Origin of the sequence: Nonomuraea solani (assembly GCF_900108335.1) — a bacterium.
GTDB lineage: Bacteria > Actinomycetota > Actinomycetes > Streptosporangiales > Streptosporangiaceae > Nonomuraea > Nonomuraea solani.
Genome location: NZ_FNVT01000019.1, coordinates 185,755 through 197,627, shown reverse-complemented (window position 1 = coordinate 197,627; position 11,873 = coordinate 185,755). Strand labels below are relative to the sequence as shown.

The window sequence follows — 11,873 nt, the reverse complement described above, 5'->3', positions numbered from 1 at the left end:
GAAGGACCCCATGAAGATCGTCATCATCGGCGGCACCGGGCTGATCGGCTCGAAAGTGGTGGACCGGCTGCGCGTCCGCGGCCACGAGGCCGTCGCCGCCTCGCCCGCCACCGGTGTCGACACCCTCACCGGTGAGGGCCTGGCCGCCGCGCTGACGGGCGCCCAGGTCGTGGTGGACGTGACCAACTCGCCCTCCTTCGAGGACGCCGCGGTGCTGGAGTTCTTCACCACCTCCACCGCCAATGTGCTGGCCGCCGAGGCGCGGGCCGGGGTGGGGCTGCACGTGGTGCTGTCGATCGTGGGCATCGAACGCCTGCCCGCCAGCGGCTATTTCCGGGCCAAGGTCGCCCAGGAGAAGCTGGTCGAGGAGTCGCCGATCCCGTACACGATCGTCCGCGCCACCCAGTTCTTCGAGTTCGTCCAGGGCATCGCCGACGCCGCCACCGACGGTGACACGGTGCGCGTGCCGCCGGCCGCGTTCCAGCCGATCGCCGCCGACGACGTGGCGGACGCGATCACCGAGGCCGCCCTGGAGCCTCCACGGAGCGGCACCATCGAGATCGCCGGGCCGCGGCGCTACCCCTTCGACGAGCTCGTCCGGATCGCCCTGACCGCCTGGAAGGACCCGCGCGAGGTCGTCACCGACCCGCGCGCGGCCTACTTCGGCGCCGTGCTCGACGAGGGCAGCCTGGTGCCCGCCGGCGACGGCGCCCACCTGGGCAAGATCGGCTTCGAGGACTGGCTCGCCCGCTCCTGACGATCACCGTTGTCGGTACGACCCTCTACGCTGCCATGGCATGACCTTGCCCCCCGACCTGTCGGGTCACCGAAGCAAACTCGGCTCGGCGTCTCCCGCGAGCGCCTGGAAAGCGGTCCGCGAGCTGGTCCTCGACGGCCGCGCGGAAGCCCTCGCGCTGGCCGCCGACTTCGCGGAGATCGCCGAGCCGTCCACCGACAAGCTGCTCAAGCTCTGGCCGCAGGCGCCCGACCCGGACGGCTTCGCCGAGCTGCTGCTGGCGCCCGCGTTCGACCGCGAGGAGCGTACGAAGCTGGAGCTGCGCCGCCGCGACACGATCACCGGCGTGCGGCACCTGACCATGCTGCGGTCGCTGCGCCTCGACCACTGCAAGAACCTGACGGATCTATCCGATATCGCCGAGCTGACCGGGCTGTTCCGGCTCGAACTGGACGGCTGCGCGGCCGTCACCGACCTCACCCCGCTGTCCGGCCTCCCCGCGCTGAAGACGCTCATCCTCCGCAGCAGCCGGGCGCTCACCGACATCACCCCGCTGCTCAGCCTGCGCGGCCTGCGCCATCTCGACCTGCGCAGCAGCGGCGTGACCAGCGTCGCAGGGGCCGGCGACGCCTTCCCGCACCTCGAATACCTCAACCTCGACCACTGCCGGGCGATCGACGACGTCCTGCCCCTGTCAGGGCTGCGCCGCCTGAAGATCCTCGACCTCAGCGGCACCAAGATCCGCTCCCTGGCCGGCCTGCGCGACCTGGGCTCCGTCACCGAGCTGACCATGCACTGCGCCCGCCTGAAGAGCCTCGACGGCCTCGCCGCCATGCCCGGCCTGCGCCGGCTGTGGCTCGGCGGCTGTACGAACCTGACCGGTCTCGACGGCCTCGGCCACCACCCCCACCTGACCAACCTGGGCCTGCCGAGCTCGCCCATTCCGGACCTGCGCCCGCTGTCCCGGCTGCCCGCCCTCGCCACGCTCAACATCGACCGGTGGCAGAGGCTGACCTCGCTCGACGGGCTGGAGGAGCACCCCTCGCTCGCCGAGCTCAGCCTGACCTACGCCGAGGACCTGCGCGACTTCTCCGCCCTGGCCCGCATGCCCGCCCTGCGCGAGCTCACCCTGCAGGGGATGGCGCAGCTCACCGACCTGGCCCCGCTCGCCGGGCTGCGGCACCTTGAGGAGCTGCACGTGTTCATGGGCGACCACCTGCGCACCCTCGGCGACCCGGGAGACCTGCCCGCGCTGCGCACCCTGCGGCTCTACCGCTGCGATGCCCTGGCCGATCTGGGGACGGTGATCGACCTGCCGTCGCTCAAGGAGGTGGAGGTGGATCGGTGCCCCGCGCTGCCGGCCGCCGTCATGGCCGCGTTGGAGGCCCGGGGCCTGCTCACCGGCTAGGCTGGGCCGGGTCGTCGTCCGAGCGGCCCCGGGGGGAGGGGACTGGGATGGTCGGCCGTTACGCACGTGTCGTGGTGAAGCTCAGCGGCGAGGCTCTGGCGGGCCGGTCGGGCTGGGGCACCGACCCGGCCAGCCTGGCGCAGCTCGCCGACGAGCTGCTGTCGGTGCACGCCCTCGGCGTCGAGCTCGCCGTCGTCATCGGCGGCGGCAACTACTTCCGCGGCCGGATGGCCGACGGGTGGGGGATCGGGCGGGCCGAGGCCGACAACATCGGGATGCTCGGCACGCTCATGAACGCCCTCATGCTGCGCGGCGTGCTGACGGCCCGCTGCGACTCCGACATCCGGGTGATGACGGCGGTGCCGATCCAGAGCGTGGCCGAGCCGTTCATCCGGCTGCGGGCCGACAGCCACCTGCGGCGCAAGCTGATCGTGCTGCTGGCGGGCGGCATCGGCCAGCCTTACGTCACCACCGACTACCCGGCCGTCCAGCGCGCCCTGGAGCTGGAGGCGGACGCGCTGCTGGTGGCCAAGCGCGGCGTCGACGGGGTCTACGACCGCGACCCCAACCTCGACCAGGACGCCAAGCGGTTCACCACGCTCACCTACACCGAGGCGCTGGCCGCCGGCGTCAAGGTCATGGACCAGAGCGCCTTCGTCCTGGCCAACGAGCAGGGGCTGCTCATGCACGTCTTCGACGTCGCCGCGGTGGGCGCGATGAGCGCCATTTGCCAGGGGGAGGACATCGGCACCCGCATCACCCCCTAAGGCTCCAGCAGCCGCCGCAGGTCGTCGACAGGCTGCACCCCCGACACGGGCGGCCGGCCGTCGATCACCAGCGAGGGCACGCCGGTGACCCCGGCCGCGGCCGCGCGCCGCCGGTCGGCCCGTACCGTCCCGGCGTGGTCGTCCCCGGCCAGCATCGCGCCCACCCGCCCGCCGTCCAGACCGGCCTCCTCGCCCAGGCGCCGCAGGACCTGCGGGTCGGCCACGTTGAGCCCCTCGGTGTGGTACGCCCGCAGCAGGCGTTCCCTCATCTCCTCACCCCGGCCCTGACCGGCGGCCATCAGGCACAACCGGTGCGCGTCGAAGGTGTTCACCGGCCGCGCCAGGTGCAGGTTCAGCTCCAGCCCCTCCGCGGCGCCCATGGACCGGATCAGGGCGACCCGCTCCGGCGCCCGCTCGCCCCACCATTCGGCCATGGCCTCGTCGGCGGGCGGCCCGGGGACCCGGCTCGCGTCCGGGGCCAGCTCGAAAGCGCGCCAGACGACCTCCACCCCTTCAGGGTCGGCGAGCCGCTCCAGCGCCGCCGTCAGGCGTCTCTTGCCGATATAGCACCAGGGGCAGAGCACATCGGCATACATCTCCACGTTCATATATGTCCTTCGCAGTGATCGGGTGTGCCCATCCTGCAAGCTCGACCGCGATTGAGGTCAACAACCGGCGGTTGTGAAACCGGCGTTCCGGTTGTTTGTTTCCGTCGCCGTTCCCGGTGTTGGATCAGCACCCGTCGGACGAAGGGGTGGGCATGGGGCGAGACTTCGGGTGGTTGTGGCGGGCCTTCGCGGTCAGCTCCCTGGGCACGGGGCTGGCGCTGGACTCCCTTCCGCTGCTCGCCGTCCTCGTGCTCGGCGCGAGCGCGGCGCAGGTGTCCTGGCTCGCGGCGGCGGGCGGCGCGGCCGGTGCGCTGCTGGCGGTGCCGCTGGGGCCCTGGGTGGAGTTCCGTCCCAAGCGGCCGCTGATGATCGGTGCCGACGTGCTGCGCTTCCTCGTGCTGCTGACGCTGCCGGTCGCCTACGTCCTGGACCTGCTGAGCCATCCCCAGTTACTGCTGGTGGCCGTGGTGGTCGCCGTGGCCGACATCGTGTTCATCGGCGCGAGTGGCGCGCATCTGCGGGCGCTCGTCCCCGAACACCACCTGACGCGGGCCAACGGCCGGTTCGAGACCGTCAGGTGGGTGTCGACGGCCGTGGGCCCGCCGGCCGGCGGCGCGCTCTTCGCCCTGCTGGGGCCCGTCGCCACGATCCTCACGAACGCGATCAGCTACCTGCTCTCCGCGCTGGCCATTCGCGCGATCGCGGCCCCCGAGCCGCCGCCGCCCGCACCGGTCGCGGGCGGGTCCCGGCGGGCCGAGCTCGCCGAGGGGTGGCGCGCGATCGCCGCCGACCGCGACCTGCGGCTGCTGTTCGCCAACGCCGTGCTCGTCAGCGCGCTCATCATGGCCGCCGGGCCGCCGCTGCTGCACCTGATGCTGGGCGAGCTGGGGTTCACACCTTTGGAGTACGGGCTCGGCTTCGGCATTCCCTGCCTGGGCGGCATCCTGGGCGCCCGGCTGTCCGCGCCGCTGGTCCGGCGGTTCGGGCAGCGGCGGATCATGCTCGGGTTCGGCGTCGGCCGATCGTGCTGGCTGGTGGGGCTCGCCTTCGTCGGGCCCGGCACGGGCGGGCTCCTCGTCGTGATGGCGGTCGAGATGGCGATGATCACGTGCATGGGCGTCTTCAACCCGGTGCTGGCGACGTACCGGCTGCAACGGGCGGACCGGCGCACGATGGCCCGCGTTCTCACCACCTGGACGATCGGCTCCCGGGCGGCCGTCGCCGCCACCACGGCCCTGTGGGGCGTGCTGGCCGCCTTCGCCGGCGCGCGGACCTCGATCGCCGTCGCGGGGATCCTGCTGATCGCCACGAGCGCCCTGCTGCCCTGGCGGGCGGGGAACGGCGACGCGCGCCACTCTTAGGGAAATTTCCCTAAGCCGATGGGGTGAAGTAATGTACGTTCCCTCGAGGGACGCTGATCGTACCGCGGGTGCGACGGCGCGGTTCAACTCAGCGAACACTCTGACCATTCCGGTCACCTGCGCCTTGGGGATAATAAGGTGGCCGAGCTCGAACGGACCGGCGCGTGGCAACGCGATTTCCGGCTGCTCTGGAGCGGCTCGGCGATCTCCCAGCTCGGCTCCGTCAGCGCCACCGTGACCGCGCCCCTGCTGGCGCTGTCGCTGACCGGCTCGCCGGTGTTCGCCGGCTGGGTCACGGCCGCCGGCACCCTGCCCCGCATCCTGCTCCACCTGCCGGTCGGCGTGCTCATCGACCACTCCGACCGGCGCCGCGTCCTCATCGTCACCATGACGGCCCGCCTCGTGCTGGCCGCCTCCGTGGTCGCGGCCATGCTGACCACCGAGCTCACGGTCTTCCTGCTGCCGGCCATCGCCGTCCTGCAGGGCGTGTGCCTGGTCGTGTGCGGCACGGCCGAGACCACGCTCATCCCGCGGCTGGTCCCCGGCGAGCGCCTGCCCGGCGCGATGGCCAGGAACGAGGGCCGCGTCCACGGGGCCGGGCTGCTCGGCCGCCCCCTCGGCGGCCTCCTGTACGACCTGCACCATGCCCTGCCGTTCCTCATGGAGACGCTGACGTCCTGCCTGTCGGTCGTCGCCTTCGCCAAGATGCGCAAAGAACCGGCCGAGCCCGCCGGGCGGCGGCAGGCCCTGCGGATGGCCGGCCGCGCCCAGGAGCTGCGGGCGGGCCTGCGGTTCCTGGGGGAGGACCGGCTGCTGCTGTCGGTGCTGGTGGTGTGCGCCCTGGCCAACTTCTGCTTCCAGACCCTGGGCCTCGTGCTCGTCATGGTGGCGCACCAGCAGCAGTTGTCCATGTTCGTGATCGGCTGCCTGATCGCCGCGTCGGGGTTCGGCGGGGTGGTGGGCGCGTTCACGGCGCCGCGGCTCCTGCGGCGGCAGAAGGACCAGCGCAAGATGATCGTGCAGAGCGTGTGGTCGTGGATGGCGCTCAGCTTGGTGCTCGCCCTGATGGAGCCGGGCACGCTCTTCTACGCGGTCTTCGCGCTGCCGCTCGTGTGGGGCGGCATCGGGTTCACCGGCGCGCACCTCAACGTCGCGCTCGCCCTCTACCAGGCCGAGCGGGTGCCGCAGCACCTGTACGGCCGGGTCACCGGCGCCGGGCGGTTCCTGTCCGGCAGCGCCGTCCCGCTCGGCGCGCTGGCCAGCGGATACGTCATCGCCGAGCTTGGCACGCAGGACGCCGTCATCCTGGTCGCGGTGGTGGTCGCGGCGCTCGCGGTGGCCATCACGATCATGGCGCCGCGCCCGGTCGAGCGCTGCACCCGGGTGCGCGCCGCCCTGGCCTGGGTCGCCCGCGGCGGGCGCGGCTGAGCCCTACGCTTGTCGGCCATGTACTCCCCGATCGAGCCCTACGACCAGGGCATGCTCGACGTCGGCGACGGTAACGGGATCTACTGGGAGGTCAGCGGGAACCCGGCCGGCAAGCCGGCGGTGATCGTGCACGGCGGGCCCGGCGCGCCGTTCTCCAAGCACGGGCGGCGCTTCCACGATCCGGAGGCGTACCGGATCGTCATGTTCCACCAGCGGGGGTGCGGCCGGAGCACGCCGGACGCCGGGCTGCTGGAGACCGACCTGTCGGTCAACACCACCGAGCACCTCATCGCCGACATGGAGCTGCTGCGCACGCACCTGGGCATCGAGAGGTGGCAACCGCTCGGGGCGTCGTGGGGTTCGGCGCTGAGCCTGGCCTACGCGCAGCGGTATCCGGAGCGGGTGAGCGAGCTGATCCTGTACTCGGTCACGGCGGGCCGCCGCACCGAGATCGAGTGGATCACCCGCGACGTCGGGCGGATCTTCCCCCGGCAGTGGGAACGGTTCCGCGACGCCGTACCGGAGCAGGACCGCGACGGCGACCTGGCCGCCGCCTACGCCAGGCTGCTGAACGACCCGCTGACCTGCGAGCGGGCGGCCCGCGACTGGTGCGCGTGGGAGGACACGCACGTGAGTCTCGACCCCAAGCACCGGCCGAGCCCGCTGTTCGACGATCCCGCCTTCCGCATGACGTTCGCGCGGCTGGTGACCCACTACTGGGCCAACGACTGTTTCCTGTCCGAGAAGGACGATCTCGTGGAGAACGCCCACCTGCTGAGGGGCATCCCCGGCGCGATGATCCACGGCCGGTACGACGTGAGCAGCCCTCTGGACACGGCCTGGGAACTGAGCAAGAACTGGCCCGGCGGCGACCTCGTGGTCATCGACGAGGGACACGGCGGGGCCGACATGGTGGCGGCGGCGGTCGAGGCGGCGAATCGGTTCCGCTGAGCGGCCACTCGGGGCTCGCCCGTCCGCCGTAGAGTGGTGATCATGCAGCCGCTGCCGACGATCACCCCCGCCACCGTTGACGTGATCGAAGCCCTGATGGCCGACCTGAACGCACGGTGGGACCTGGAGATCGTCAAGGCGTCGGGCCGGGCCCCGGGGAGCGTCTATCTCGTGCTCGACCGGCTGGAGCGCAGCGGATGGGTGACCTCCGCCTGGGAGGCGGACTCCGTACGGGAAGGGCCACGCCGGCGGCTCTACCGGCTGACGGGCGACGCCCTGCCCGCCGCCCGCCGCGCCGTCGCCGCACACGCGGCGGCCGCGCACCAGCCGATCGGCCAGAGCCTGCCCCAGCCGGGGGTCGTCGGCGAGGGCCTGCCCCAGCCGGGAGTCTGAGGTGGACGCGTTGAGCCGTGGCATCATCGTCACGGCGGCCGCCATCCTGCCCGGCCGGGCGCGGCGCGAGCGCTACCGGGAGCAGTGGCTGGCCGCCGGGGCGGGGGCTCCGGAGCTGGAGATCAGCCCGCTGACCGTGGCGCTGGGCGCCCTCAGGGCGGCGCTGGCGATGAACCTGACCCGTGGCTCGGCCGTGGCGCTCGGGCTCGCGGCCGTCCTGGTCATGGGCGGGATCCGGCTGGCGACGATCACCCCGGACCCGGTGCCCGGCGCCGCCCTGACGCTGGCGGGCGTGGCGTTACCGGTCCTGCTGCTGATCATCCGCAGGTTCACGGAACGCGACACGCCCGGCGACTGGGACTCCGTGGCCGCCGGCCGGGGACATCCGCCCTCTCCGGACACGGATGCCGAACCGGCCAGGACCTGGTTGTTCTGGCCGGCCCTGGCGGCCCTGGCCGCGCTGCTGCTCTATCTCCTGTTCGCGTGACGAAGCCGCCCCGGGATCAGGCCTTGGCGCTCCTGACCGCCAGTGGTTCGCTGGGCGCGTCGGCCTTGGCCTTGGCCATGCGCTCGCCCAGCGCCTGCAGCTCCTTACGGCCCATCGCCTCCCGGACCTGCGGGAACCACTCCTTCTCCTCTTCCTCGACGTGGTGGCGGACGTTCTCGATGAGCACCGTCACCTTCGCGGTGAAATGTTCGTCCGCGGGGTCGAGGTCCTTCAGCTCCGAGAGGATCCACACCACGACGTGGTGCTCCTCGACGCTCTCCAGCACGTGGTCGCTCGTCTCGGGGACCTTCGCGCGAGCCGCCGGGTAGAAGATCTCCTCTTCGATGTACGCGTGCGTGACGAGCTCCTGGGTGATCTGGTCCACGAGCCGCCGCTTCTCGACGTGGGCGCGTTCGCCGGCCTGCTCGAACTTCTTGAACAGGGCCTCGACGTTCTTGTGATCCTCTTTGAGCAGCACGATGGCGTCCATGTCTCCTCTTTCGGGGGTGGGGGTTTGTCGGGTCGGGGTGCACCGTCTTCCCCGTCCGTCCGGGATGAAACGACGGCGCCGTTCCCGCTGAACTTGGTGCCCGCCAGGTCGGACGCTGGCGGGCAGCCGTTACCCCCGCGTCGGCTGCGGCCGCTAGCGGAGAGCCTTCTCCAACTGGGCTTTGGTCATCTGCGAGCGGCCCTTGATGTCACGGCGCTGGGCTTCGGCGTACAACTGGTCCCGCGTACGACCACTGATGCGACCGTTGCCGCCGGAACGCGAGCGCAGCGTGCTCGTCGCCGACGTACGGCCGGAGGTCTTCGACTCACCGGCCTTGGCGCGCTGCTTGTTGACCGTGCGGGACGCCATCTCCGTCGCCCGCTTCTTGCTCGTCCCCCGCTTCTGGGCGCTGTCCTTGATGTGGCTGTACTGGCGTTCCCTCTTCGAACTCGATCCGCGAGGCATCCTCGTTCTCCCCTCGTGATTACCCGCGAAAGCGGATTCGCTGCTCATACCCACATGAGAGCTGTGAAACGGGGCGTAACGCTGTGACGTGCCGTTTCGTCCCTCATGGGCGGGGAAGACGGGGTGCACGCAAGGGGAGGTGACATGATCCGGCACGCACGGCATTTCACGGGTGAGCATCCGGGAACCGCGATACGGGACCGCCTGCGGTGTGGGCGCCGGACTGCTCGCCCCCCTCACTCCGGACTGACTTCAGCCCTTCATCAGACCCCGTATCAGACCGGGACCTGGCCGTTCGCGAACAGCGAGTCGCTCAGCGCGCGCAGGCTCGACTCCAGGTCCGACTCGACCTTCTCCGAGCTCGCCGTCGGCCCCGCCACCGAGCGGGCGTACCCGAACGCGTGGCTCGCCGCCAGGCTCAGCTCCTCCAGCCGCTCGGCCGCCTTCGGCGGGCACAGCGGCTGGAGCTGCCTGATCGCGGTCTTGGCCGCCCAGTACTCCGTGCGCGCCTGGCGGATCTGCGTGGGCAGGTCTTCTCCGTCCAGCCGGGCGTGGCCGTTGAGCCGCATGTCGAGCACGATGCCCAGCGTGATCCCGAGCTTCAGCACCGCCGACTGCACCTCGGCGAGCGCGGCGCGCAGCGCGGTTTCGCGCGCCTTGAGCGCGTCGGCCCGCCGCTGCTCCTCCGCCGCCAGCCGGGCGTGTCTGGCCTTCACCCGTTCGGTGATCGTGGTCCAGCTCGCGCCGCACAGCGCGGCCAGGAACGTGGCCGAGCCGGTGATCAGGGCCACGAGCGCGATGTCGGACATCAGGCGCCGTCGCGCAGGTGCTCGGCGGTCTTGCGCTGGTGCCGCGGCAGCCTCGGGTGCCGCGCAGAGATCGCCTGGTCCGCGAACTCGGCCGCCGTGGTGACGTCGCCGGTCAGCTCGTGCACACGGGCGGCCCGCAGCAGGGCGGGCCCGTTGTCCTCGGCCTCGGCGATGGCGGAGCTGAGCTCCTCCCCGGCCGCCTCGACCCGGTCCAGCGTGGCCAGGGCCAGCGCGCGGGCGGCGCGGGTGGACGGTTGCGGCCAGCGGCTGGCGGACTGCCCGATGTCCTGCAGCGCCGACGTGGCCTGCCCCAGATCGGCCAGGATCTCGCCCCGCGTGCGCCGAGCCTCGGAGGCGTCGCCCTCGCGGTCGATCACGTCGGTCAGCACGGTGATCGCGGCCTGCGGCTCCCCGGCCTCCCAGAGCACCTGGCCGAGCGTGGTCCGCACGACCAGGTCATGGGGTGAGCGGCCGAGCGCCGCGTGCAGCTCCTCGATGGCGTCGCTCTGCTTGTCCTGCGCCAGGGCGATCCGGCCGATGGCCGTCAGCGTCCAGCCCACGGCCGTGCCGTCGGGCAGCGCCTCGTACAGCTTGGCGGCCTCACGGTAGCGGGCGACCGCCTCGTCCAGCTCGTCCTGCTCGTAGGCGATGTTGCCGAGCAGCGACTGCAGGTCGGCGCGTACGCGCAACGCGGTTCCCGGGGCGGCGAAGGCGGCCTCCTCGGCGATCCTGCGGGCCCGCTCCGGCTGGCCCTCCCAGCAGGCCCGGACGGCGGCGCTCAGCCGCGCCGCCGGATCCGCCGACGGCGCGGGCCACTGCGTGGCGTCGAGCCGGCGCAGCGGGGCCGCCAGCCGCCGCCTGCGCAGCTGGTGCAGGCGGAGGCCGTGCTGTTGCAGGGCCTTGAGCAGACGGTGGTCCTCCAGCGCGTGCAGCAGCACCCCGCGCACCTCCACCAGCGGCGCGAACCTGCGGCTGTCGTGCAGGATCTTCTGCCGCAGCCAGGTCTCCAGCCGGTACGGCGACAGCTCGTAGTCGGCGGCCACCTCCGCCAGGGCCCGCGCGCAGAACCCGTTCAGCGCCCGATCGACCTCGACGTCGAGCCGCGCGTTCATGAACCGCTCCCGATCGGGCGGATCACCCCACAGATGGCTGCCGGCCACCTGTAAGAGCAGCGGATCGATGTCCCGTTCCGGCGACCGCTCGCGCACGTGCCCGGTGTCGTCACGGATGTTGCGCAGCTCCTCGACCAGCTCGGCGACCCGCTGCGGGGCCGCCCGGTGGCCGGCCACCTCCATGGACCTGTTAACGACCGCGGCGGCCTGCTCCGGGCTGAACGCCCGCAGGCCGAACTCGGCGTAACCGGGACTGCCGTACCCCTTCAGCACGTGCAGCAGGTCGTCGAGGTAGTCGGTGCGCACCGACAGCAGCAGGTGCAGGCGGGGATGCCGCTCCAGCGTCTCGAACAGCTCGTCGAGGAAGTGGGCGCGGTGGTGCTCGTAGGAGGGCGACTGCCGCAGGAACGTCTCCGCCTGGTCGATCGCCGCCAGCGTCGGGGCCGGGTCGCCGTACCGGTCGATGCCGTCGTGCCTGCGCAGGAACTCGCCGACGCTCCAGCCGGCGATGCGGGCGGGCGGCTCGCCGGCGCCCCAGGAGGAGAGCAGGGCCAGCACGTACGGATTGCGGTCGGGCAGCGTGGCGGCGGGCCAGACGCGCGAGGAGGTGGCCTGACCGACGGGTAACACCCGCGCGCGCTCCCGCTCCAGACCGGGGATCAGGCCCGCGCGTAACAGCGACGTCTTGCCCGCCCCCGCGTCGGAGTGCAGGATCGTCAGCCGGTTGCGCCGCCACAGGGTGGACAGCTCGCAGATCTCGTCGGCCCGTCCGGAGAACAGCAGCTCATCGCGGGCCTCAAAGGCCCGCACGCCGATGAAAGGACCGCGTGGCGGATGCGCAACTGTCATATAGCCGAC

13 protein-coding genes are annotated in these 11,873 nt (G+C 72.1%); 8 read left to right on the top strand and 5 right to left on the bottom strand.

Going from position 1 to position 11,873, the window contains the following annotated elements; all coding sequences use genetic code 11:
- Positions 1 to 10: 10 nt before the first annotated feature.
- From C4V41_RS45895 to pyrH, 3 genes are read left to right on the top strand one after another with little or no spacing between them, the layout of a single operon-like run.
- Entirely contained in the window at positions 11 to 757 is a 747-nt protein-coding gene (locus C4V41_RS45895) for an SDR family oxidoreductase (protein ID WP_103962342.1), read from the top strand.
- 40 nt (positions 758 to 797) lie between these two features.
- The gene (locus C4V41_RS45890; RefSeq protein ID WP_146104039.1) at positions 798 to 2,144 is read left to right on the top strand and encodes a leucine-rich repeat domain-containing protein; all 1,347 of its coding nucleotides are present in this window, start codon (positions 798 to 800) and stop codon (positions 2,142 to 2,144) included.
- A 47-nt stretch (positions 2,145 to 2,191) separates the two neighbouring features.
- Positions 2,192 to 2,911, top strand: a complete 720-nt coding sequence (gene pyrH / locus C4V41_RS45885) for a UMP kinase (protein ID WP_103962340.1) — start codon at positions 2,192 to 2,194, stop codon at positions 2,909 to 2,911.
- Here the strand turns inward: pyrH and C4V41_RS45880 are convergent.
- Positions 2,908 to 3,519 (bottom strand): DsbA family oxidoreductase, encoded by a 612-nt coding sequence (locus C4V41_RS45880; protein WP_103962339.1) that lies wholly within the window; start codon positions 3,517 to 3,519, stop codon positions 2,908 to 2,910. The genes pyrH and C4V41_RS45880 overlap by 4 nt on opposite strands.
- Before the next feature lie 152 nt (positions 3,520 to 3,671).
- On the opposite strand from C4V41_RS45880, the gene C4V41_RS45875 reads away from it, so the two are divergent.
- The 5 genes from C4V41_RS45875 (at position 3,672) to C4V41_RS45855 (ending at position 8,139) form a co-directional block, all read left to right on the top strand.
- Positions 3,672 to 4,880: an MFS transporter gene (locus C4V41_RS45875; protein ID WP_103962338.1), complete on the top strand. Its 1,209-nt coding sequence runs from the start codon at positions 3,672 to 3,674 to the stop codon at positions 4,878 to 4,880.
- Between the two features lie 138 nt (positions 4,881 to 5,018).
- Positions 5,019 to 6,308, top strand: coding sequence for an MFS transporter (locus tag C4V41_RS45870; RefSeq protein ID WP_160150626.1), 1,290 nt, complete (start codon positions 5,019 to 5,021; stop codon positions 6,306 to 6,308).
- A gap of 18 nt (positions 6,309 to 6,326) precedes the next feature.
- Entirely contained in the window at positions 6,327 to 7,259 is a 933-nt protein-coding gene (gene pip / locus C4V41_RS45865; RefSeq protein ID WP_200824684.1) for a prolyl aminopeptidase, read from the top strand.
- Between the two features lie 42 nt (positions 7,260 to 7,301).
- A complete protein-coding gene (locus C4V41_RS45860; RefSeq protein WP_103962404.1) occupies positions 7,302 to 7,652 on the top strand; it encodes a PadR family transcriptional regulator in 351 nt (116 codons plus the stop codon).
- 10 nt (positions 7,653 to 7,662) lie between these two features.
- Positions 7,663 to 8,139 (top strand): hypothetical protein, encoded by a 477-nt coding sequence (locus tag C4V41_RS45855; RefSeq protein ID WP_146104038.1) that lies wholly within the window; start codon positions 7,663 to 7,665, stop codon positions 8,137 to 8,139.
- 16 nt (positions 8,140 to 8,155) lie between these two features.
- Here C4V41_RS45855 and C4V41_RS45850 read toward each other — a convergent pair whose 3' ends face one another.
- The 4 genes from C4V41_RS45850 to C4V41_RS45835 all read right to left on the bottom strand — a co-directional run bounded on the left by C4V41_RS45850 (position 8,156) and on the right by C4V41_RS45835 (position 11,864).
- A complete protein-coding gene (locus tag C4V41_RS45850) occupies positions 8,156 to 8,629 on the bottom strand; it encodes a hemerythrin domain-containing protein (RefSeq protein ID WP_103962334.1) in 474 nt (157 codons plus the stop codon).
- A 153-nt stretch (positions 8,630 to 8,782) separates the two neighbouring features.
- Positions 8,783 to 9,094, bottom strand: coding sequence for a plasmid stabilization protein (locus C4V41_RS45845; protein ID WP_103962333.1), 312 nt, complete (start codon positions 9,092 to 9,094; stop codon positions 8,783 to 8,785).
- Between the two features lie 275 nt (positions 9,095 to 9,369).
- On the bottom strand, positions 9,370 to 9,903 hold the full coding sequence (locus tag C4V41_RS45840) for a beta/alpha barrel domain-containing protein (RefSeq protein ID WP_103962332.1): 534 nt from the start codon (positions 9,901 to 9,903) through the stop codon (positions 9,370 to 9,372).
- Positions 9,903 to 11,864: a tetratricopeptide repeat protein gene (locus C4V41_RS45835; RefSeq protein WP_103962331.1), complete on the bottom strand. Its 1,962-nt coding sequence runs from the start codon at positions 11,862 to 11,864 to the stop codon at positions 9,903 to 9,905. The genes C4V41_RS45840 and C4V41_RS45835 overlap by 1 nt, the downstream gene beginning before the upstream one ends.
- Positions 11,865 to 11,873: the final 9 nt, after the last annotated feature.